General features: G+C 63.9%; 21 protein-coding genes. 3 read left to right on the plus strand and 18 right to left on the minus strand.

What is annotated here, in order from left to right; genetic code table 11:
- Nucleotides 1-47: 47 nt before the first annotated feature.
- The gene (locus tag ACGGKE_RS08610) at nt 48-233 is read right to left on the minus strand and encodes a hypothetical protein (protein ID WP_394437021.1); all 186 of its coding nucleotides are present in this window, start codon (nt 231-233) and stop codon (nt 48-50) included.
- A gap of 98 nt (nt 234-331) precedes the next feature.
- Here ACGGKE_RS08610 and ACGGKE_RS08615 point away from each other — a divergent pair, with 98 nt between their 5' ends.
- The gene (locus tag ACGGKE_RS08615) at nt 332-538 is read left to right on the plus strand and encodes a hypothetical protein (RefSeq protein ID WP_095687000.1); all 207 of its coding nucleotides are present in this window, start codon (nt 332-334) and stop codon (nt 536-538) included.
- Here the strand turns inward: ACGGKE_RS08615 and ACGGKE_RS08620 are convergent.
- The 10 genes from ACGGKE_RS08620 to ACGGKE_RS08665 form a co-directional block, all read right to left on the minus strand.
- On the minus strand, nt 535-2,034 hold the full coding sequence (locus ACGGKE_RS08620) for a terminase large subunit (protein ID WP_394437023.1): 1,500 nt from the start codon (nt 2,032-2,034) through the stop codon (nt 535-537). The genes ACGGKE_RS08615 and ACGGKE_RS08620 overlap by 4 nt on opposite strands.
- An 82-nt stretch (nt 2,035-2,116) precedes the next feature.
- Nucleotides 2,117-2,506 (minus strand): HNH endonuclease, encoded by a 390-nt coding sequence (locus ACGGKE_RS08625; RefSeq protein ID WP_394437025.1) that lies wholly within the window; start codon nt 2,504-2,506, stop codon nt 2,117-2,119.
- Complete coding sequence (locus ACGGKE_RS08630; RefSeq protein ID WP_095686998.1) at nt 2,499-2,711, minus strand: hypothetical protein; 213 nt, start codon at nt 2,709-2,711, stop codon at nt 2,499-2,501. The genes ACGGKE_RS08625 and ACGGKE_RS08630 overlap by 8 nt, the downstream gene beginning before the upstream one ends.
- Nucleotides 2,708-2,857 carry a hypothetical protein gene (locus ACGGKE_RS08635; protein ID WP_020821228.1) on the minus strand — a complete coding sequence of 50 codons (150 nt, stop codon included), beginning with the start codon at nt 2,855-2,857 and terminating at the stop codon, nt 2,708-2,710. The genes ACGGKE_RS08630 and ACGGKE_RS08635 overlap by 4 nt, the downstream gene beginning before the upstream one ends.
- Nucleotides 2,854-4,911, minus strand: a complete 2,058-nt coding sequence (locus ACGGKE_RS08640) for an AAA family ATPase (protein WP_394437028.1) — start codon at nt 4,909-4,911, stop codon at nt 2,854-2,856. Before ACGGKE_RS08640 ends, ACGGKE_RS08635 begins: the two co-directional genes overlap by 4 nt.
- Nucleotides 4,912-5,447: 536 nt before the next feature.
- Nucleotides 5,448-6,383, minus strand: a complete 936-nt coding sequence (locus tag ACGGKE_RS08645) for a formylglycine-generating enzyme family protein (protein WP_394437030.1) — start codon at nt 6,381-6,383, stop codon at nt 5,448-5,450.
- Complete coding sequence (locus ACGGKE_RS08650) at nt 6,380-8,038, minus strand: arylsulfatase (protein ID WP_394437032.1); 1,659 nt, start codon at nt 8,036-8,038, stop codon at nt 6,380-6,382. The genes ACGGKE_RS08645 and ACGGKE_RS08650 overlap by 4 nt, the downstream gene beginning before the upstream one ends.
- 94 nt (nt 8,039-8,132) lie before the next feature.
- Complete coding sequence (locus ACGGKE_RS08655; RefSeq protein WP_394437034.1) at nt 8,133-9,074, minus strand: TauD/TfdA dioxygenase family protein; 942 nt, start codon at nt 9,072-9,074, stop codon at nt 8,133-8,135.
- 40 nt (nt 9,075-9,114) lie between these two features.
- Entirely contained in the window at nt 9,115-10,515 is a 1,401-nt protein-coding gene (locus ACGGKE_RS08660) for an MFS transporter (protein ID WP_394437036.1), read from the minus strand.
- Between the two features lie 10 nt (nt 10,516-10,525).
- Nucleotides 10,526-12,850, minus strand: coding sequence for a TonB-dependent receptor (locus tag ACGGKE_RS08665; RefSeq protein WP_394437038.1), 2,325 nt, complete (start codon nt 12,848-12,850; stop codon nt 10,526-10,528).
- A 915-nt stretch (nt 12,851-13,765) separates the two neighbouring features.
- On the opposite strand from ACGGKE_RS08665, the gene thrS reads away from it, so the two are divergent.
- Nucleotides 13,766-15,763, plus strand: coding sequence for a threonine--tRNA ligase (gene thrS, locus ACGGKE_RS08670; RefSeq protein WP_394437040.1), 1,998 nt, complete (start codon nt 13,766-13,768; stop codon nt 15,761-15,763).
- A gap of 130 nt (nt 15,764-15,893) precedes the next feature.
- Nucleotides 15,894-16,427: a translation initiation factor IF-3 gene (gene infC, locus ACGGKE_RS08675; protein WP_228165885.1), complete on the plus strand. Its 534-nt coding sequence runs from the start codon at nt 15,894-15,896 to the stop codon at nt 16,425-16,427.
- Between the two features lie 176 nt (nt 16,428-16,603).
- On the opposite strand, the gene ACGGKE_RS08680 is transcribed toward infC, so the two are convergent.
- The 7 genes from ACGGKE_RS08680 to ACGGKE_RS08710 all read right to left on the minus strand — a co-directional run bounded on the left by ACGGKE_RS08680 (nt 16,604) and on the right by ACGGKE_RS08710 (nt 22,571).
- Entirely contained in the window at nt 16,604-17,719 is a 1,116-nt protein-coding gene (locus ACGGKE_RS08680; protein ID WP_394437043.1) for a zinc-binding dehydrogenase, read from the minus strand.
- Nucleotides 17,720-17,793: 74 nt separating this feature from the next.
- A complete protein-coding gene (msrA, locus tag ACGGKE_RS08685) occupies nt 17,794-18,447 on the minus strand; it encodes a peptide-methionine (S)-S-oxide reductase MsrA (RefSeq protein ID WP_394441843.1) in 654 nt (217 codons plus the stop codon).
- 19 nt (nt 18,448-18,466) lie between these two features.
- Nucleotides 18,467-18,619 (minus strand): hypothetical protein, encoded by a 153-nt coding sequence (locus ACGGKE_RS08690; protein WP_394437045.1) that lies wholly within the window; start codon nt 18,617-18,619, stop codon nt 18,467-18,469.
- A 281-nt stretch (nt 18,620-18,900) separates the two neighbouring features.
- Nucleotides 18,901-20,103 (minus strand): pyridoxal phosphate-dependent aminotransferase, encoded by a 1,203-nt coding sequence (locus ACGGKE_RS08695; protein ID WP_394437047.1) that lies wholly within the window; start codon nt 20,101-20,103, stop codon nt 18,901-18,903.
- Between the two features lie 141 nt (nt 20,104-20,244).
- Nucleotides 20,245-20,868 (minus strand): aminotransferase class IV, encoded by a 624-nt coding sequence (locus tag ACGGKE_RS08700; RefSeq protein WP_394437049.1) that lies wholly within the window; start codon nt 20,866-20,868, stop codon nt 20,245-20,247.
- 33 nt (nt 20,869-20,901) lie between these two features.
- On the minus strand, nt 20,902-22,071 hold the full coding sequence (gene pabB, locus ACGGKE_RS08705; RefSeq protein ID WP_394437051.1) for an aminodeoxychorismate synthase component I: 1,170 nt from the start codon (nt 22,069-22,071) through the stop codon (nt 20,902-20,904).
- A 62-nt stretch (nt 22,072-22,133) separates the two neighbouring features.
- Nucleotides 22,134-22,571 (minus strand): acyl-CoA thioesterase, encoded by a 438-nt coding sequence (locus ACGGKE_RS08710; RefSeq protein ID WP_394437053.1) that lies wholly within the window; start codon nt 22,569-22,571, stop codon nt 22,134-22,136.
- Between the last annotated feature and the right edge of the window lie 93 nt (nt 22,572-22,664).

The raw sequence follows: 22,664 nt of genomic DNA on the forward strand, positions 1-22,664 counted from the left end.
ATGAACTTCCACGCGGCTGTGTAAGCTATCGAAATGAGGGGTCCCTTTTAGACGCCGATCACCCCGCTAACGGGGTCCTTTTTGCACGCCGATCCACAATCATCGTCCAACAGCTCAGGCGCGTAGAGCGCAATATCCCAAGCCGCTTTGGCGCGCCGGTAGGCGTAATACAGCGCCCGCGAAGAGGTTGGGTTGGTTTGGGCGGATTCCGCCTGTAGGGAAGTAACAGCCATGTCGATCTCCTAACGATCGGTTGTGGTCAGGCTCGGCATCGCGTTGGCGCGCGGTGTCGGGCCGCCTTGAGGTATGGGCGCAAAGGGGAATCAGGTCAATGATTGAGGCAAGTAAGCTCACTGATGAGGCCCTGTTGGCCTATGATGACATGATGACTGAGTGCGTCGTGAAGGTGGAAAAGTTTGCGCCGCTCGCGGTTCGTATCTGGTCCGAAGTAATGAAGGAACTCGATCGGCGCGGGAAAGTGAAGCTGATGAGCGGTTCCTATGACGACATTGGCAACGCCCTAATTCAGCGGCTCTAAACCCACATCAGGCCCGCGCCCTTGTAAACGGCCGGGCCTTCGTCGGTCGCCGCCAGGCCGCACGCCATGATGGCGCTCACGATCCCGTCGATACGGTCCAGGCTCTTTGCCTTCGTCGGCTTGCGGTTGCCGGCGGGGTCGCTTTCCACAATCACGTTGCCCGCCTGCCAGCGCAGCAGCGGATTGCCGTTGTGCTGGAGTCTCCTGCCCAGCAAGGCCCGCTCGAAAGCATCCACGGCCGCCGCGTAGGATTTGAAGCCGGGGACGAACTCTTTCATGGGCAGGTCAATCCCTTCGTCGCTCAGCAGCTTCATCAGCCGCGCCATCTGCCAGCGATCGAAGGCGATCCCCTGCACGTCATACCGCGCCCGAATGTCTGCGAGTTGGAGCGCAATCGCCAGGTCGTCGCGGGCGTTGCCCACCGTTACCGTTGCCCAGCCGTCCGCTGCCCAGCGATCATAGGGCACCCGGTCACGTTCCACGCGCGCCGGGATGGTATCGGCCGGGAGCCAATGCCAGGCGATCAGCCGGCCGCTGTCGGGGAAGTAGAGAGACAGGGCGCTAAGGTCGCGGGTGCTGGATAGATCGAGGCCGCCAAAGCATCGCTCCCCCTCCAGCTCCAGCGGATCGAAGGGCTCCGCGTTCGCCTCCCAATCCGCCTGCTCGATAAACCTGCCCTCGGCCGCAATCCGCTGATTGAGCTGCAACAGGCGAAAGCTGGGCTCGAATGACGGGGAGCGGATCGCGCGCGCTGCCGCGTCGGCAAACTGATCGTCATTCAGGAACTCGCCCAGGGCAGGATTAGCCGCAGCCCAGGCTTCCCGATCGTCCAGCCGGCAATCATCCGGTGCGGCGTGCAGTTGCGTGTAGATCGTCGGCACCGGCTCCGCGTCCAGCATCTCCGAGAAGAAATGCAGGTCATCGGCCGCTTGCGTGCTGATCGTCACGCCAAGCGCCTGGGCACGCTTGCCCATGCCGGTTGCGAGATTGTCCCACAGCTCCCGGTTGCGCCATTGCGCCACCTCGTCAGCGATCCAGAATGACGGCGCCAGGCCGTGCGCCTTCCGCGCGTCGGACGTGAGCGCCCGCCACCGCGATTGCGATTCCTCGTCAATGATCTCCTTGTGCCAGTCGCGGATATTCACCCGCGCCGCCATCCATGGGGTTGCCTCGATATAGGCCCGCGTCTGATTGTAGAGCACGCCGGCTTGCTCGCGATCGAGCGCCGCCGCGTAACATTCGCCGTAGGGCTCCAGGCAAGGCCCCAGCAGGTGTGCGAGGGACAAGCCCGATAGCAGGGCGCTCTTGCCGTTGCCGCGTGCCACAGACAGCGCCGCCAGCCGCACCCGGCGCAGGCCGTCATCGTCGCGAGGCCCATAGACGCCGCGAACGAACTGGCGCTGAAACTCCAGCAGCTCCATCGCCTCGCCAGCGCGAAGGCCGGAGACGATCGGCAGGGTTTCGAGGAACGCCAGCACCTGATCGGCTTCCGGCATCCCTTCCTTTTCCCAAGGGTGCGAAACGGTCGCGGGTGCAGCTTGCGCGGCGGCCCTCAGGCGGCCGGCACCGGGTCCGCGCTTACCCATCGCAGTTACCTTTAGAAACTAATTGATTTTGAAGGTTCGGCGGCGGTCCTACGGGGTCAGCCCTGAGCGATTTCCAATGGTGCGACGGGTCGAGCGGGTTGCCCTCGGCATCGCACCCGCGCCTGGGCTTGCCTGATCGCACTGCCCCTGCCTCGGTGCCGCGTGCCGTCTTTGCAGAGTGACAGGCTGGGCAATAGCTCGCGAGCCCATCATGCCCAGGGAAGGCAGGCCCTCCCTCACTGATCGGCACGCGATGGTCCACCGTGTTGGCGATGACATAGGGCGAGCCCATGGCCTTGTGCCCCTCACAGAACGGGAAGGCGCGAAGGTGCGCGGTGCGGAGCCGCTTCCAGTTGGCGGTGTTGTAGGGCCAATCAGCCATGCTCGGGCCCCACGACTGCGATGATATGCAGGCGCTCGATCGCCTTGCTCAGTATCTTGCGCTGAGAGCGGGAGACGCCCTTGCCCACCATGGCCGCCTCGATCTCACGCACGGTGAGCGGACGGGAGACGGCATCAAGCGCGATCAATGCGCCCTCCAGGGCTTGCGGCCCCATCGCCGCCAGTTGCTCAGTGATAGGGTTCATCGGGTTTCCTCCAGCGTGCGGGCGAGCCGGCGCAAGGCGTGCTCGATCTCCTGCCTGTTCTCGAAATAGCGTTCGGGGTCGCGCCAATCGGGGCGGAGCCGGGATAGCTCACGCGCGATCAGGCGAGCGGTTCGGGCGGCTGTCATTCCGCCGCTTCCTCGCCCCAATCCAAATCATCGTCATCGGGCGCGGCGGGCCAGTGGGCCGCGCCCGTTTGATACGTAGTATCTAGAGTGTGTTCGGGGGAGCGTTCGGGCGGGGGTTCGGGGACGTTCGGGAATGGTGTTCGGGAGGCGTTCGGGAAGGCGTTAGGGGAGCCTTCGGGGACTTCCCGGAGGATCGTTTTCCGGGCTGATTTGCCCGGTCGCTCGATCGTCACAGCCTCGATACGGCCGATCATAAAGAGGCGATCCATGGCCCGCTTGAGCGCCGCTTTGCGGTAGCCCTTCGCTTGAGGCATCCCCTCGAACTGAGCCGGGGCGTAGTTGGGGCCGGGCGACGGTCCAACCTCGCGGCCCTCGCCCTGGGCAGCGCGCGCTTGCAGGCAAGCCATGAACGCCGCGTTCTCGCCGTTGGCCTTGATCGTCTCCGCCAGCTCCGCGCGGGTGTCGGTCGGTAGATCGTCCTCCAGCACGTAGGCCCATTCGTGCCAGCGGAAGCGCAGAAGGTCGCCCTTGCGCGCATAGTTGGCCTTGCCCACGCTGAGCACGCGCGCGTCGGGATCGAGGATGGTCCCGTCCGCGTCTCGGTCATGGTCGATTGTGAATTGCGAGCGCACGGCATTGAGCCAGGCAGTCGAGCCGGAATAGCTATCGCCGCTCTTGTTCGGGTGGCCTAGCAGCACGATCGCCGCGCCCGTCTCGCCAGCCAGCCGGTTCAGCAGATTGACGAACCGCGTCACCTTGGCGCGATCGTTCTCGTTGTCCGGGTAGAGGTGCGCCACGTTGTCGAGGAAAACCAGCTTAGCGCCGGTCGCCTGCACCATGGCGACAAGCCGGTGATAGGCCGATGCCGGCTTCAATGCGCCCTCAGGGGTGAAGGTGCACAGCTCGTTGTCGAGCGCGCCCCTCAGGCTTACCAGGTGCAGCCTGCCGGCAAGGCTCGCCATATCCACGCCCATTGACGCGCATAGGTGCTCTTGCCGCCAGTGCAGTTGCTCCGCGCTATCCTCGCAAGTGAGGTAGAGCGTCGGGCCGGGCTGCACGTTCAAGCCCAGGCAGGGAACGCCAGCCGCGCCAGCCGTGGCGAGCTGTTGCGATAGCAGGCTCTTACCGCCCGCGCCGGGGCCGGTGCCAAGCGTCACCTCGCCCTCAGGCGCGAGCTGCTCGATCGCGAACCGCTTGGCCTTGGCGCGCTGTGTCGCCAGCTCGGCAAGGTCCAGCGTCGGCAGGGGCAGCAGGCTCCCACCAAGCGCCTTGTCGGTGAGCGCGCGAAGATCGTCTGCCGTGCCCGTCCAATCCACAATATCGCCACCAGCGGGAAGGCCGGGCAGCTCGATCACATGCGCGGTGCCGCCATATTCCTCGATCGAGGCTTTCACCGTCGCGGCGAACTGGCGGCCGGGATCGTCATTGTCGGGAAGGATGATGACGGTGGAGCCCCGAAAGGCTTCCGCGTATTCCTCGCGCCAGCCCTTGCAGCCGAACGCGATAGCAGTGGCGAGGAAGCCCCAGCCTGCCAGCTTGTCGGCTTTGCGCTCGCCCTCCGCGAAGTAGATCAGCGGTTCAGGATCGCCCGCCGCCCGCGCGCGCTCGGCCGCTTGGCATAGATCGGTGAATCGGTAAGGCAGGCGGTCAACGTCGCCCAGGCCGGAAACCCAGGTGCCGCCCTCCAGCCGCTCCGCGACAAAGCGTTTCTTGCTCCCGGTGCGCTCCAGCCGGCGCGTGCGGTAGATTACCTGCCCCGCGCCATCGTCATATTCATAGGTGCCGGTGCAGCGCCAGCCGCTCCCGTTGCCATTGTCGTTGCCGCTCTGTCGCGTCTCGCGCTCAGGGAGCACGCCCTTGGCGCGCAGCTCGTCTTTGATCGCGAGAGGATCGCCGCCGTTGTAGGAGCGGATCAGCACGCCGTCCGGGGCGCTCGCCACCAGCTCGGCAGTCGAACCGCGATCCCGCTTGCTATGGCCGGGAGTCGGGAAGCACGCCAGCTTGCCGTTCACCTCGCCGCCCATGGCGCGGGCGATGCTCTTGAGGTCCGTCATTGCGCCGCCCTCCCGTCTCCGGTAGGGTTCGCCCGCCAATCCGCCGCTATGGAATGGTCTGCCCTCGCCTCGGTGCCAGCCGAAGCGGGGGCGTTTCGTTTCAGGCCAGGGGGAGCGGCCGGAAGGTTAGACAGTCGGCACGCAACCGCCTGATATTCCGTGCCCCGAAAATTGCTTGTTAGACGTTTGGAGCCCGCGTAAATCCGTATTTCTGGAAGCCCGGCTCGGGCCTCCATTTCTCCTTCCAGAGACGTCCGCAGACATCCGATAAAATCGCTGATTTTCCCGGGTTTCGCTAGACTCGCTCATCCGGAAGGATTTACGCGGATCGCGGACTTCACAATGAAGATGCGTCGCCACATGTTGTCGAACGCCGGCGCGCTTGCGCGGACGGCCATTCGATCCGCCGCGCCATGCGCGCGGCCGATGTCGGGACGAGCGGCTCCGAACGATGCGGCATTGGTCTGCTTCTACCGTGCGAATGTCGGAGTCATTTCATAGCAGTCATTCGAGTTGAGCGAGACCGCGTCGCGGCTTTAGCCCGGCCAAGCCTCCGCGACTACCCTGAAGCCTATATTGGAACTGGCGCTGTCGGGTTCATTGCTCGTCCGGGCGGCGACGCGATAGCGGTTGCAGTAGCTTTCGTGGCATAAAAAAGATCCTCCGCGCATGACTCGCGCCGTCCCTGTCGCCGGGCCGACAGGATCAAGCCCGGCGCGTGTTGCCGGGTTCGTGCCGAACCAGTCCGCACACCATTCCCAAACGTTGCCGGCCATGTCGTACAATCCATATCCGTTGGGCGGGAAACTGCGGACCGGGGACGTGCCGTGGAATCCGTCCTGGGCACTGTCTTCGACGGGGAAGCGACCTTGCCACACATTGCACATATGGCGACCTTCCGGCGAAAGCTCGTCGCCCCAGGGGAACTTCGCCCCGACGAGGCCGCCGCGCGCCGCCGCTTCCCATTGCGCTTCGGTCGGCAGCCGCGTCCCCGACCACATGCAATAGGCGACCGCGTCGTTCCAGGAAATGTGGACGACCGGGTGATCCCTCCTGTCCGCTATGTGACTGCCGCGGCCCCCTGGCCAGCGCCAGCAGGCAGCGTCGACCGCTATCCACCAGTTCAGGCCATCCACGCGTTTCCCGCGTTTCCTGGCGGTCGGCGAGACGAGATCATGGAACACGAACGACCAGCCGATCGATTCAGCCTCGGTCCTGTATCCGGTCGCTTTCACGAAGGCCTCGAACTGTCCATTGGTGACGGTCGTCGCGGCTATGGCGAAGTCGGACAACAGGACGTTGCGAACCGGACCTTCGCCGTCCTGCGGATTGGCATCGTCATCCTCTCCGCCCAGCCGGTAGGTTCCGGCCGGAACGGATATCCAGTCATGATCCACGCACGGGCCGCGTCCGCTGGTTGCGGGCTTGGCGTCGATATGGCGACGGGCGATAGGCGGCGGGCAACAGCTCATGGCCGGTAGAGCTGCTTATCGGGCAGGATGACGCCGACATCCCTGGCATAAGCCTCCCACGCGCCGATCAGCTTTTCTTTCCGTTCGGCTTCGACCAGCGACAGATCCTGCGTTTCGCCCGGATCCCGGGCCACGTCGAACAGCCGCCAGACCCCGTCGCCAAGATCCATGATCTTCCAGTCGCCCAGGCGCAAGGAGCGCGATCCGAACAATTCGGTCCCGATCGGTTCATTCCCCGCATGGACGAGGCTCGCGCTATGCGTCAGATAGGGCACCCAGCTCTTGCCACGGATCGGGGTGACCGCTCGACCCTGAAATCGAGTGCCCGGCTGGGGAACATGGGCGAGATCTAGCAGGGTCGGCACGACATCGGTGACATGAGTGAAGGCCGGGGCGACACCCTTGCGCGTAAACCCTTTGTAACCGGTGAACGCCACCGTATGAGTGCCCCCTTCGGTTGCATAGGCCTTGTAAAGCCAGGACGGCGCGGTAGCCGCTTGTGCCCAGCCTGGGCCGATCCCGATATAGCTGCTGGCGTTCCCGCGATTGTCGAGGCTGTTATCGGCGTTTTGCACGGCCTGCCGGATCTGCGGCAAACTGCCTTTTTCGACGTCCATGCCCTCCGCGCCATTGTCGGCGAGGAAGAGGATGACGGTATTGTCATAGTCTCCGCTGCGCTTGAGCGCATCGATCACGCGCCCGACATTCTGGTCCATCCGATCGACCATGGCGGCATAGATCTCCATGTCCCGCGCTGCGCTGCGCTTCTCTTGCGCGGTCAACGAATCCCAACTCCCGTTTTTAAGGATTGGAACGTGCGCCACCACGGCGGGATCAATTAGGCCTAATTGCGCCTGACGCTCCAGCCGCTGCGCGCGCAGCACGTCGAAACCGGCATCGTAGCGGCCCTTGTATCGGGCGATGTCCTCGCGCGGGGCCTGCAGGGGCCAGTGCGGCGCGGTGAAGGCGAGATAGGCAAAGAAGGGCTTCTTCCCCCCTTCTGCTTTCGCACTGTCCTTCAGTTGGTCGATCAACTGGCCAGCAAAATAATCGGAGGAGTAGAAATTGGCCGGCAGGCCTTCAAGCACCTTGCCGTCGCGGGTGTAGGTGAAGCCCTTGGCCGGATCGGCGGACAGGTTCTTCCCAAAATGATTATGCCCGCCCTGCAGCAGCGCGAAACTATGTTGAAAACCGCGCAGATGCGGATCCTGCGAAGGCGCCAGGCCGAGGTGCCATTTGCCCGAGAAAAGCGTGCGATATCCGCCCGCGCCGAGCAGTTCGGCCAGGGAGGCAACATCGCCGCGCAGGTAGCCTTCGTGCCCCGGCTTCCCCTTCTGGTTGGGCGCGAGCAGTTCTGCCATGGAACCGAGGCCAGCCTTGTGGTTGTCGGTGCCGGTCAGCAGCATCGAACGAGTGGGCGAACAGGTTGGCGCGGTATGGAAACCGGTCAGCTTCGTGCCCCCATTCGCAATCGCATCGAGATTGGGCGTGGCGATCTCGCCACCGAAGGCGCCGAGGTCGGAATAGCCCAGATCATCCGCGACGATAATCAGAAAATTCGGCCGTTCCCGCTCGGCAGCCGCCACCGCGCCCGGTGGAGCTGCACCGAGCAGCGCGGCGGCAAGGGAAAGAATGGGGCGAAAGCGATGGTGCATGAGGACTCCAGGAAGGTGAGTAAGGGGCTGCGCTCCAGGCAGACGCAGCCCCGGATGTCGCGCGCGCGGGCGGACCCGCCGGCACGCGCGCTGGTCATTCGGCGGGGACGAGGTCTGCCTGCCGTTCTTTCCTGATGGTGCGGCTGCGGCGGCCGTCGATCGCCACCGGCACGTCGCCGGCCACCGTGGCGCGGCGCAAGGTGCGACGCTGAAGCCCGAAATCGGCTATCGCGCGATGCTGCGTGGCGCGATTGTCCCAGATGGCGACGTCGCCGACCGCCCAGCGCCAGCGCACCGTATTTTCCGGCTTGGTGATGTGATCCTGAAGGATGGAGAAGAGCCGCTGTGAATCCGCACTGTTGAGGCCGACGAACTGCTTCACGAAATGGCCGACAAGCAGGCTGCGCTCTCCGGTTTCGGGGTGGACGCGCACGACGGGGTGCTCCGTTTCATAGACGGTCGAGGCGAAGATCTTCTGATATTCCTCGCTGCGCGCCGCATCCTTGCTGCCTAGCGCATGAGCATAGTCATATTTATTGCTGTGCACCGCCCAAAGCGTGTCGACCAGCGTCTTCAGCGCTTCGGGCAGCTCTTCATAGGCTGTCGCGCCATTGGCCCAAAGCGTGTCGCCGCCAGCGGCCGGCACGGTGATGGCGCGCAGGATTGACGCTTTGGGATAGGCTTCGACGAAGGTCACGTCGGTATGCCAGCTTGACGCCGCATAGCCTTCTTTAGAATCCAGTTCGAGCAGGTACCGCGATCCTTCCGCCACCGGAACCGTCGGATGCGCCACCGGTTCGCCGAGCAAGGCGGCAAAGCCTTCGTGACGGGTGTCATCCAGCGCGTGCTGCTCGCGGAAAAACAGAACCTTGTGCCGGGCAAGCGCGGCCTGCAACGCCGCCACAGTTCCTGCGTCCAAATCGCCCGACAGCGCAATGCCGCGCACCTCGGCGCCGATGCGACCGGCGACCGGGACGATGTCGAGCGGGCTGTCCGCATCAGCGTGGTTAACGAAGTTATGGATGAGATCAGTCATGTCACTTTCTCCTTGGGCTTCGACTTGGGGGTTGGAGCAGCTATTCGGCTGGCACCGCGTCACGTTCGGCGAGGGCGCGGCGGATGTCGGCGTGGCGCGCCTGCGTCAGTGGAAAGCCGTGTACGAGCGCCGCGGAAACAAGGTGGGCGATCGCCGGGCCGAGCGCGAAGACCCAGAGCAGGCCGCGCAAGGCTTCGGGCGAATTGGTGGCTGCCTTGGGATCGAACCCCAGCCAGGCGACCAGCGGCAGGGCAACGCCGACTGCGACCGCCATTCCGGCCTTGGCCGAAAGGCTGAAGGCCGAGAAGAAGAGCGCCGTACGATCCTGCCCAGTCCGCAGGCGATGGGCGTCGGCGACATCGGCGACCATGGACCGGAGCATGAGGTTGCCCGATCCCTGCGCCAGCCCCTGCGCCATCGTCAGCGCCAACACCAGGCCGATCTGGCCAGGCACTACGAAAAACAGCCCCAGATTGGTCGCAACCTGCACCAGTTCCCCGGCGACCGCCGCGCGATGCTTACCGATACGATAGCCGATCTGCGCCCAGATCGGCCCGGCGACCACGCCGAAGATGAACTGGAAAAGAAATAGGCCACTCGCCCATTGCGGCAGGCCCATGTAGAAGGTCACGAAGAAGACGATCAGTCCCCCGCGCGTGCTTTGTCCGATGGTGACGGCGAAGTCGGACAGCAGCACCCGGCGCAGCAGCGGGTCGCGCAGAAGGACCGTGACTGTGTCGCCGAACGCCAGCCGCTGGCGCGGAGCGACCGGGAGATCAGGCTCAGGGAAGGATCGCAGCGTCAGCGGCAGCGCGACGACGAGGCTGCCTATCACGACCGTGCCGATCGCCGCGAGTTTGAGGGACGCATCAGCCGGGTTCACCTGGTCGATGATCGTGGGCAGGACAAGAACGGCGAGCAGCGCTATGGAGCCGGCGACGGTATGGAATGTCTGGATGCGCGTCCGCTCGTGATAGGCGCCCGAAATTTCCCCCGACCATGCAAGATGCGGGATCGAGATCATCGAGGATCCGAGATAGACGGCGAAAAGCGCCACCCCAAGATAGAGCGGCGTCACGAGTTGCGCCGATGGGAAATAGAGGGCGGCGGTAGCAGCTCCGAAAATGACCGCGCCAGCCACAATCCAGGGCCTGCGCCGGCCAAAGCGCGTGCGCGTGCTGTCGCTCAAAGCACCCACCAGCGGGTCGGCGAACGCGCCCCACAGCCGCTCGGCAAGGAAGATCGCTCCGATCACGCTCAGCGACAGATGGAATTGCTGCGCATAGATCGCGGGCAGGTGCACCGCCAGCGGCAGCTGCGCGGCATAGATGGGTGCGACCAGCGACGCGAAGCCGGCCAGCCGCCAGCCGTTCAGCTGGCCTTCCTGGGGCCCTTGGCCAATCTCGACGGCCAATCCTTGCGAAGTATAGAGCGTCGCCATCAGCGTCTCCTCACCAGCGTGTCTTGAAGGTTGCGCCCACCGTGCGGGGATCGCCGATGGTGCCCGTCACCAGGCCGAAAGTGCCGGCCGAAAGCGCCTGAAAATAATCTTTGTCGGCCAGGTTGCGCGCCCATATCGACAGGTCCCAGCGACCGTCGGCGTTGCGGATTCCAGCGCGGACGTTCAGCAGGCCATAGGCTGGCACCTGCGCATGGCGGCTGTTGCTGGACGAGGTGTTGAAGGTTGAGCGGTGTGAATAGTCCGCATGGCCGTATATCTCGACAGTGCCGCCCCGTACCGGCCGGGCGACATCCGCGCCGAGCGTATAGGTGAATTTGGAGATGCCCGGCAGCTGCCGACCGCTCAGGTCCTGCGTAGGGTTGAGCGCTGCCGAGCGCTCAGGCGCCTGGGGTGCATTGGTGTAGCTGAGGTAGGTCGCATCGGTGTAACTGGCCGACGCGGTGAGGCCGACCCACTTGCTCGGCGCATAGCTGACGTCGCCCTCGAACCCGCGCGAACGCACCTTCGGGATGTTGGAGATATATTGGACGAGCGAACCCAGCGACGTCTGTTCAGTGATCGCCGTCTGATAATTGGCGACCTGCGTCCAATAACCGGCAAGGTTGATGGTGAGCGTCCGACCGAGAAATTGGCTCTTGATCCCCGCTTCGACATTGTCGACCGTTTCGGGCTTCACCTGCGCCACCGCCCCGGTCGGTATGTTGGTAAGGTTGAGACCTCCCGACTTGGACCCGCGCGAATAGCTGCCGTACAGCAGGATGTCGGGCGCCACTTTCCAGCTGAGCGTCGCCAGGCCCGACAGACTGTCATCCTTCAGGGCTACGGTGTAGCTGGTGCGCGGGTTGAACTGGTTACGGATCGCCGTGACAGCGGCGGCATCGGCCGGCGCCAGGGTTGCAAGGTCCGTGCCCGCCACCCATTCCTGACGATAGACCCCTCTCTTGTCCTCATGGGTGAAGCGCAGTCCAGCGGTCAGGATCAGGCGCTCGCTGATATGCCAGTTCGCCTGGCCGAACGCGGCATAGCTCTTGGTAACAGGCTCCGAATAGCTGTTCGCTTCAAAGCCGTTGAGCGCCGCATTGGCGGCGGCAGGGTTGGCTGTCGGGAGGAACCAGTTGGGGGCTGCGGCGCCATAGGCCGATGCGCCATGGCCGCGTACCGTTTGCCAAAAATAATAGAGCCCTGCAGTCCAGTCGATGACATTGGTGCCAGTCGATCCGGCCCGCAATTCCTGGCTGAACTGGCGCTGACGGTTGGCCTGTTGCGCCTTGACCACCACTGGAAGGCCGGTGCTGTCGCCGTCATTGGCGGGATCCCAGTCCCACCAGCGGTAGGCGGTGACGGAGGTCAGCGCGACGGCGCCCAAATCCCAGTCGACCTGGGCAGAGCCGCCATAGCTTTTCATATATGCCTGGTAGTGACCGTCGGAGTCTCCGCGCCGAGCGAAAGGGTCGGCGGGTAACAAGCTATATCCGGCGCGGCCAACGCGGGCGGCGAGATTATTCGGGATCAGCGCACCACTGTCGTACGTGTCGAAATAGGCCACCGGGATATTCAGGACATAATGCTGCTTCTGACGCGCATAGTCGCCGATTAGGCGGATCGACAACCGATCCGTCGGCGTCACCAGCAACTGGCCTCGCACCGAGAAGTTATCGTAATCCTGCGCCTTGGACCCATCATGGACGTTGGTCAGGAAACCATCGCGGTGGGTGTCGGCGATCGACAGGCGGAAGGCGGCCTTGTCAGCGACGATCGGCGCGGAGACGGATGCGCGCAGCTGGTGATATCCGTAATCGCCCGCGCTTAGCTCACCGAAAAATTCGGACGTGAAACTGGGGGGCTTGCTGCTGATGTTGATCGCGCCGGCCGTGGTGTTCTTGCCGAACAGCGTCCCCTGCGGACCGCGCAGAACCTCGATCTGTTGCAGATCGACAAGGTCGAACTGTGATTGCCCAGGCCGACCATAATAGACATTGTCGAGGTAGAAGCCGACGCCGTTTTCAAGGCCATCATTGGTAAGCGCGACATTGGCGCCAAGCCCGCGAATATTGACGTTGGTGTTGCGCGGGTTGAAGCTGACAATCTGGAGGCTGGGCACAAGTTGTTGAACCTGCGTCAGCGTGAAGTTGCCTGTCTTGTCTAGCGCGTCCGCGCTCACAACGCTGAGCGCAATGGGTACGCTCTGCGCATCTTCATCGCGGCGGCGCGCCGTTACCGTGATATCAGCGCCCTCTGCCTCTACCGCAGATCCGGCGTCGACCGGCGACGGGGCACCCTCCACTGCGATCGCAGGCGTAGCGAGAGCGATCACGACGCAGGCGGTCGAGGTGGATAATGCGTGCAGAGCCGATCGAACAGCGGAAGTTGAAGCCAATAAAGTCACGTCTTTTCCCTGAGATATTCATGTCTTTGGAAGGGTGGCTCGCCGTCGAGGATGGAAGGGCAGATCACGGCAGCCGCCGCTTGCTGAACCGAGGCGGGATGAGCGCGCGCCAGTATCCGCCCGCGCATTGCGGGCGTGGGTTGGCGGGCAGATGCCAAGCAGTCTTTTTCAGCGTGCCGGAAGCGCAGAGCGAAGGAGCGCTACCGAGCCGTGGCTCCGAAGCGTCCGTTGATCAGCCTATCGGACAGCCCATGGCAAACGGCCGATTGCACAGGGCTTGTCGCAATGGCGACTTGGACAAAAATGATATGGTAGGAGCATCGTCATTTCCCCTTGTTGGCGGGGGGAACACGATCCTTGACGTGGTCGCCTGAGCATCGTGCGCTTTAGCCGTTGATCACGCGGAGCAAGCTGCGTCCCTTCAAAAGCCGCGGGCCGTTCACGTCAAAGACGCGGATGCCTGGCCAAAGCATCCTTGCGAACAATCTCTATTTATCCGATAGAGAAAAGGATGCAACAGAAACTTTGCTTGTTTGCGCTAAATCGCCGCTTGTCGGTGCTGAATGGATCGGTTGCGAACGGTCGGTGTCATCGCTGACGCCTGAGCGGCTTGGCGCATGCCAGAGGCCAGCGCGTCAACCGCTGTGAACATGATGTCGCTATCGGCCCTCCCTACGTTGGGATCCGCCATTCCAGATGAGCCGCAGCAGCAACCGCGAGAGTGTTGAGCGACAGCGCAGCCGCCCCTTCTATTGACAGGCAGGACCGCCCATTTAAGGGGAAGGCGCGGCCATGCGTGCCGCGTGACCAGCCCATTCAACAGAAAGACATATCGTGTCCGCCATGCTCAAAATCACTCTGCCCGATGGTTCCGTGCGTGAAGTCGCGCCCGGCACTACTCCGGCGGATATTGCGGCGGCGATCGGTCCGGGGCTGGCCAAGGCGGCGATCGCAGCGCGAGTGGATGGCGAATTGCGCGACATTGGCCGGCCGCTGGAACAGGACGCGACGCTAGCGCTGGTGACGAGCCGGGACGAGGCCGATGCGCTGGAACTGGCGCGGCATGATTTCGCCCATGTGCTGGCCGAAGCGGTGCAGGCGCTGTTCCCCGGCACGCAGATCACCTTCGGCCCGGCGACCGAGGATGGCTTCTATTATGATTTCGCACCCAAGGATCGCCCCTTCACCGACGAAGACCTGCCCGCGATCGAAGCGAAGATGCGCGAGATCATCGCTGCCGACAAGCCGCTGCGCCGCGAGGTGATCGACCGTGATACGCTGATCGCAAAGTGGGAAGCGGCAGGTGAGACATTCAAGGCGCAATGGGCGGCCGAATTGCCGCAGGGCGAAGAACTGACCGTCTATCATTCGGGCGCGCCGGGCGAGCCCGATAGCTGGTACGACATGTGCCGCGGCCCGCACCTCGCCTCCACCGGCAAGCTTGATCCGGCCGCCTTCAAGCTGACGCGCGTGTCGGGCGCCTATTGGCGCGGCGACCAGAAGAATGCGATGCTGTCCCGCATCTATGGCACGGGCTGGCTCAACAAGAAGCAGCTGGCCGACCATCTGACGCGGCTGGAGGAAGCGGGCAAGCGCGACCATCGCAAGCTGGGCGCGGAGATGGACCTGTTCCACCTGCAGCAGGAAGCGCACGGATCGGTTTTCTGGCATCCCAAGGGCTATGTCATCTGGCGCGGCCTGGAAGCCTATATGCGCCGCGCGATCGACGATGCGGGCTATCGCGAGGTGAAGACGCCGCAGGTGATGGACGCCCGCCAGTGGGAAGCATCGGGCCATTGGGGCAAATATCGCGAGAATATGTTCGTCATCCCCGACGAGGTGCCGAATATCGCCGACGAAGGCCCGCTTGTGTCGGACGAAGCGGACTGGATGGCGCTCAAGCCCATGAACTGCCCGGCGCATGTCCTGATCTTTCGCCAGGGCATCAAGAGCTATCGCGACCTGCCGCTGCGCTTCTACGAAAATGGCTGCTGCCACCGCAACGAGCCGCATGGCGCGCTACACGGCCTGATGCGGGTGCGCCAGTTCACGCAGGACGACGCGCATATCTTCTGCCGCGAGGACCAGATCGTCGAGGAAGTGCGCGCCTTCTGCGAACTGGCGGACCGCATCTACAAGGATTTCGGATTCCGCTATTCGATCAAGCTGGCGCTGCGCCCCGAAAAGCGCTTCGGCAGCGACGAGATGTGGGACAAGGCGGAAAATGAACTGCGCGACGCCGTCGTCGCGGCGGGCCTGGCGACCGCGGACTATGGCTGGGAGGAATTGCCGGGCGAAGGCGCCTTCTACGCGCCCAAGCTGGAATGGCACCTGACCGACGCGATCGGCCGCACCTGGCAGGTGGGCACGCTCCAGTCCGACCGCGTGCTCCCCGAGCGACTCGACGCCGCCTATATCGGCGAGGATGGCGAGCGGCACCGACCGGTCATGCTCCACCGCGCGATCTTCGGCAGCTATGAACGCTTCATCGGCATCCTGATCGAACATTATGCCGGCAAATTCCCGCTCTGGCTGGCGCCGGTGCAGGCCGTGGTCGCGACCATCGTGTCGGACGCCGACGATTATGCCAGGGCAGCGGTCGAGAAGCTGCGCGCGGCGGGAATCCGGGCCGAACTCGACATCCGCAACGAGAAGATCAACTACAAGGTGCGCGAACACAGCCTGGCGAAAGTGCCCAATCTGCTGGTCGTAGGCCGGCGCGAGGCGGACGAGGGCACGGTGGCGCTGCGCGAGCTGGGCAAGGACGGCCAGAGCGTCATCGCGCTGGACGATGTGATCGCCCGGCTTGAAAAAGAGGCGCTGGCACCCGATATGCAGTGAGGCAGAAATGCCGCAAGGGTGCGTGATTCCGCTACGGCGGAACCACGCACCCCTTTCGGCTTTTGTAAAAAGCCGCTAAAAGCCGTCCGTTTTCGTAACGACCACAGGAGATATTGCTATACGTCCCCCGATGATGCGCCGCCCGATGGCGCCGCCGCCGAAGTCCGGCCCCCGTTATAACGAGTTCATCAACGTGCCCAAGGTGCGCGTGATCGATGATGAAGGCGAAAATCTCGGTGTGATGTTTACGCAGGAGGCGATCGAGCAGGCATATGAGGTCGGGCTCGACCTCGTCGAGGTCTCGCCCAATGCCGACCCGCCGGTCTGCAAGTTCCTGGACATCGGCAAGTTCAAGTACGAGGCCCAGAAGAAGGCGAATATCGCCCGCAAGACCCAGAAGACGCAGGAACTCAAAGAGATCAAGATGCGTCCGAACATCGACGATCATGACTATGATACGAAGATGAAGAAGGTGCATGATTTCATCGGAGACGGCGACAAGGTGAAGATCACCCTGCGCTTCCGCGGCCGCGAGCTGAGCCACCAGCAGCTGGGCATGAACCTGCTGCAGCGCGTGGCGGAAAATGTGCAGGAAATCGCCAAGGTCGAAGCCTATCCGCGCATGGAAGGCCGCCAGATGCTGATGGTGCTGGCGCCGAAATAGGCAATTTCGACAGGATTGCCCAATAAGGGGCGAGGTCTGGATCGAGACCTCGCCCCTTTTTGGTTGTTCGTCGCTAGACTGGCGCGGCACGCACTGTGCCTGGCCGCACTATGCGATCATCGCATGTCTCGCTTCACTGGCGGGCAGGTCTGGCTGCGAACCCGGCCACCCCCGCCCTATCCATGAGGCAATAAGAGATATTTCTGGCCTGTGCGGCGCGCATTATAGGTCAGCACCGCGTCACGCGTCAGGGCATCTTCCAGCGAGATGCGCGCCTTGTAATGACTTGCAAAGGTCGTGGTCAGTTCGCTCCGCACCCGATCGCGCATGCGCTCGACGACATGCGCGTCCACGCTTTGCAGGAATGGGAAGAGCAGCCAGCCCCCGACCGACCAGCTGAACCCGAAATTGCGGTTCAGGATCGTCGGCCCGGTATCAAGCGCGCCATAAATATAGGCTTGCTTGCGGCTATTGGATCCATATCGATTATAGTCCTGCCCGTCCGATGCGACCTGTTCCATGGCGTGCAATATCCGCCCGACCAGCGGGCCGCCGCCGATCGCGTCGAAGGCCAGCGTCGCGCCCGTTGCTTTCAGGGCCGCTTTCAGGTCTTGTGCGAAACCCTCGCTGCTGCTGTCGACGACATGCTCCGCGCCCATATCCTTCAGCATCGCAACCTGCGCGGGGCTTCGCACGATGTTCACCAACGGGATGCCATCGTCTTTCGTGATGCGCAGCAACATTTGGCCCAGATTGGACGCCGCTGCTGTGTGAACGATAGCATTATGCCCGTCCCGCTTCATGGTTTCGACGAAGCCCAGCGCCGTCAAAGGATTGACAAAGGCGGACGCCCCCTGCTCCGCCGTGGCATCGTCAGGCAGAACGATGACGGATCGGGCATCGACCGTCCTATATTGGGCAAACATGCCGCCAGCGACGCAGGCTATCGTCTTGCCCAGCAAGGCCTGTGCATCGGCTGCCTCTCCCGCCGCAACGACGGTTCCCGCGCCTTCATTTCCGACTGGCATCGCCTGCCCGACCCGCGCGGCCATCGCCCGGCGCGCGCCCTCCGGCATCGGAGCGATGATATGTCCGTCAAAATATTCCGCATTTTCAAGGTCGGCCGGGCCGAACAACAGAGCAAGATCCGATGGATTGATAGGCGCGGCTTCAACGCGGACAACAATGTCATGCCCTGTGGGTGCTGGCAGATTCTCCTCCGCCAGTTCGACGACAAGACGGCCGTCCTCCTGCAAGGTCGTCAAAATCCTGCGGCTGCGCATTTCGCTCATCCCATCCTCCTACGTCGTTCCGACCTCAGGTAGGCGCAGCGCTGTTCAGGACAAGGGCAGCTTCAAACAAGAAGTCAGGCTGATGGCTGCGCGCGATACAATGACGGGTACATCGACTTGAAGGCGGCGAGTTTAGGTGCGTCCCAGCGCAAGATATAGGGGTGACGCGGATTTTTGCGCAGGAAGTCCTGATGGTAGCGGTCCGCATCCTGGAAGCCGGTGAAGCGCTCGACCTTCGTCACGATCGGGTCGCGCCACGGGCCGCTCTTGCCCAGTTGCGCCAGATAGGCGCGCGCGGCCCGCTCCTGCTCGCCATTGAGCGGGAAGAGCGCGCTGCGATATTGCGTGCCGCGATCAGGGCCCTGCCGGTTCAGCAGCGTCGGGTCGGCAACGACCGAGAAGAAGATGCGCATCAGCGTGCCATAGCTGACCTGCTTGGGATCATAGGTGACGCGCACGGCTTCGGCATAGCCGGTGTCCCCGCCGCTGACCCTGGCATAGTCGACCCGCTGATTGCGCGGACCGCCGGCAAAGCCCGCGACGGCAAGCTTGATGCCCTTGACGTGCGAAAACACGCCTTCGACGCCCCAATAGCAGCCGCCGGCGAACACTGCCGTTTCCAGCTTGCGGGTGGGCGCCGCGTCGAGCACGGGTGCGGGGGCGGACACGACGCGTTCCGCGCGCGTGGGGGTGGCGACGGCGACCGCCGCCAGGATGAGGGGGGCCAGCGCCCTAGAAGCCAGGGGCTTAGAAGGACGCACTATCGGTCGAGGTCGCGGCAACCGCGGTGCTGCCGAACATCGGCGGCTCTTCGGGCTGCATCATGAACATGCCGATAGCGCCGATCGCGAACCCGCCCAGGAAGCGCAGGAACAGGTCGGATTTGAGGAACGCCATCATGGCCAACGCCTTTCTACCATAGTCTGCCGGTTGTGCCGGCTTTCCCGCTATGCCCATGCGCCTTGCCCCTGACTGAACGGCCGCGGCCACAGGAGCAGCTTTCGACCAAGGCCGGAATCAGAGCGACGAACGCAGCCGGAATTTAAGTTTTTGTTCGCAACGGGCATATAGACCGCGCTGCGCCGAAGACAAGACGACGCAACGCGAAAAAGACCGTTTCTAGTTTTTGCCGAAAGGTTCCACCGGGGCTCGGATTTTCCGGCGGATGCCTTGCCAAACGCTTATTTCAGCGCGGCGCAGGCCTCCTGGATGCGCATGCACGCCTTCTTCAGCACCTCGTCCGACGTGGCGTAGCTGATGCGGAAGGCGGGCGAGAGGCCGAAGGCCGCGCCATGGACCGCGGCGACCTTCGCTTCATCCAGGAAATAGCCGATCAGCGCCTCGTCGCTGTCGATCAGCGCGCCCTTGGGTGTGGTCTTGCCGATGACGCCGCTGGCGTCGGGATAGACGTAGAAGGCGCCTTCGGGTGTCGGGCAGTCGAGGCCCGGCGCGTCGTTGAGCATGGCCACGACCATGTCGCGGCGCTTCTTGAACACGGCGTTGCGGTCTTCCAGGAAATCCTGCGGGCCGGTGAGCGCGGCGACAGCCGCCGCCTGGCTGATCGAGCAGGGATTGCTGGTCGATTGCGACTGGAGCTTGCCCATTGCCTTGATGATCCATTCGGGACCACCGGCAAAGCCGATGCGCCAGCCGGTCATCGAGAAGGCCTTGGAGCAGCCATTGACCGTCAGCGTGCGCTCATAGAGGTCGGGGCAGACCTGCGCGATGGTGGCGAAGGGGGTGGAGGCGTACCAGACATGTTCATACATGTCGTCGGTCATCACCAGCACATGGGGATGGCGCAGCAGCACCTCGGCCAGCGCCTTGAGCTCGTCCGCCGAATAGGCCGCGCCCGAGGGGTTGGACGGCGAATTGAGCATCACCCATTTGGTGCGCGGCGTGATCGCGGCGTCGAGCTGCGCCGGCGTGATCTTGTAGCCCTGGGCCGCCGGCGCCTCGATGAAGACCGGGGTGCCGCCTGCGAAATTGACGATGTCGGGATAGCTGACCCAATAGGGCGCGGGGATGATGACTTCGTCGCCCGCATCGACGGTGGCGATCAGTGCGTTGAACAGGGTGTGCTTGCCGCCCGAATTCACGCTGATCTGGCTGCGCTTGTAGACAAGGCCATTGTCGCGCTTGAACTTGAAGGCGACCGCTTCCTTGACATCGACCGTGCCGTCGACATCGGTGTAGCGCGTCTGGTTGTTGCGGATCGCGGCGATGCCGGCGTCCTTGACGAAATCGGGCGTGTCGAAATCAGGCTCGCCGGCGGACAGGCCAATGACGTCCACGCCTTCGGCTTTGAGCGCGTTCACGCGGGCGCTCATGGCGAGCGTGGCGGACGGCTGGATGCGACCGAGGGCAGCGGAAGTCTGGCTCATGGCAATGTTCTCTCTGAAAAGTCCCCGAGGCCCGCAATAAAAGCGGACGCGGCGTCCCTTAGTGCGCAACGGACGCAGGGGCAACCGCCAGATGGGCGGCAATGGCTTTGGCGGGGCAAAGCCCTGCTATCGTCGGGACAGCTATCGCGCCAGCGTCGCGGCCACCATGCCGCGCGCGGCGTTGCCGATGAAGAAGCCGCGTTCCAGGTCATGAATGCGCAGGTCACCCTCCACCGCCTCGCCCATCTCTATGAGGCTCTGGCGCAATATGCCGGGCAGCAAGCCGCGGCGAAGCGGCGGCGTCACCAGCTTGTCCCCGCGCTCCACGAACAGGGTCGAAAAACAGCCTTCGGTCAGGAAACCCTCCGCGTCGGTCAACAGCACCTCATAGGTGCCGCCCCGGCGCAGCGCGTCGCGATAGAGGGCGCGGTCCGTCGTCTTGTGCCGCAGCCGCGGATCGTCCGCCGGCGCCTGGCGCGGCACCACCGCCACCGGCAGGATCGCCTGCGGCCAGGTGCGATGGGCGCGCACCTCGATCGCGAGCGCACCGCCGCGCGACACCAGCAGCCGCACCCGGCTGCGGTCGCGCAGGCGGAAGGTCGCGGCCTGAAGTTCATTACGGACATCGTGCCGATCGAAGGCGAAGCCCAGCGCATCGGCGCTGGCCTTCATCCGCGCCAGATGCAGCTCGAGCAGCCGGATCCCCTCATGCGGATCGAAGGCCATGGTTTCGAGCAGGTCGAACCGTCCATCAGCCAATGCCATCGCCCTTATTTCAAGCCCCTGCGCATATCCAAGTCAAGCCAGCGTGAGGAAGCGGCCCTTCGCCAGGCACTCCGCCCATTCGGAGGATCCTTGCGAATCCGCGACGATGCCCGAACCCAGCCCCAGCCGTCCGACGTTGCTTCCTTCTTCGACGCAAAGGGTGCGAATGGCAACATTGAAGGCGGCGTCGCCTTCCGGATCGATCCAGCCCATGGCCCCGGTATAGACGCCGCGCGGATGCGGCTCGACCGCGTCGATGATCTCCATCGCCCGCAGCTTGGGCGCGCCGGTGATCGAACCGCAGGGAAAGAGGATGCGCAGCACGTCCACCGGCGACAGGCCCGGCAGCACCCGCGCGCGCACGGTCGACACCAGCTGGTGGACGGTGGGATAGGTTTCCACCCGGAACAGGTCGGGCACAATCACGCTGCCAGGGCGCGACACGCGCGACAGGTCGTTGCGCAGCAGGTCGACGATCATCAGATTTTCGGCGCGCTGCTTTTCGTCCTCCTCCAGCCAGCGCGCCTGCGCCGCGTCCGCCTGCGGATCGGCGTCCCGCGCCGCCGTGCCCTTCATCGGCCGTGCGGTCAGCTGGCCGCGCACCTGGCTGAAGAAAAGTTCGGGCGAAAAGGAGAGGATGGTGCGATCGCCGGTGCGGATCACGCCGCCATACCCTGCCGCAGCGCGCGGGCGAATGGCGGCGTAGAGCGCCATGGGATCGCCATCGAGGGGGATGTCGCAGGGAAAGGTCAAGTTGACCTGATAGATGTCGCCCGCGTCAATATAGGCCTGCACCGCGTCGAAGGCGGATCGATAGTCCGCCTGGTCGATCAGCGGCCGCAGCGCGCCGACGCGGGCCTGCGCCGGATCGGGCAACAGGCCGGGGACGCTGGTGGACGGAATGCGCCGCACCCCTTCAAACAGGCCGAACCAGAGCAAAGGCGCGCCGTCCCCATCCCGCCTGGCCGCGATCGGCGCCAGCCGCTCCTCCAGGGCCAGACCCGCCTCATAGCTGATGAAGCCGGCGGCATGCAGGCCTGCGTTGCGGGCTTCGCCAATGCGGTCGAGCGCAGGCTGCACCTCGTCCATGCGATAGGCGGCGATCATCGCGACGGGATCGCGATAGAGGCGCGCGGGCGCGGGGCCGCGCCGTCGCGCGTCGTCGAACAGGCAGAAAATCTCGGTCGGACCGGGCAGGCGCATGGCGCTTCCTAGCAGGCTTTGCGCGGCGCGGAAGAGCGGTTCGCCGCCCCTGCCCCCCTAGCCTATTCCGGCTTGCGCAGGAAATTGCGCTCCATCGCCTCGCGCAGCGTGTCGTCGATCATGCGCCGCCCCTCCGCGCCATGGGTGACCACCGTGGTGTCGCAGGTCGCGACGCACACGCCCTTCTGGAAACCCGCCGAGCTGATCGTCCAGCTGGTGCGGCCGATATGGCCGATCGCGCAATGGACTTCGAACGGATAGGGGAAGTGCGATTCCTCGATGAAGTTGAGGTTCACATTGGCCACCAGCCAGCGCACCCCCTGTTCCTGCGGATGGCGGCCGAGATGATGGTGGAAGCGGATGCGCGCGGTTTCGAAGATGCCGGAAATCGCCACATTGTTGATGTGGCCCATCGTGTCGAGATCCTGGAAGCGCGTATCGATGCTCGTGATGAAGCGATAGGCATCGGGGCTGAACCGCCAGCTTTCGGGTTTGGCCATGTCCTGCTTTCCCTTGGAATATCTGCCCATTTCCATAGCCATCATCGCCGGCGATGCAATTGCGCCGGCGAAAATGGCGCGGGTGCGACCTTT

This window comes from Sphingobium naphthae (assembly GCF_043589935.1).
In the GTDB taxonomy this organism is placed as follows: domain Bacteria; phylum Pseudomonadota; class Alphaproteobacteria; order Sphingomonadales; family Sphingomonadaceae; genus Sphingobium; species Sphingobium naphthae_A.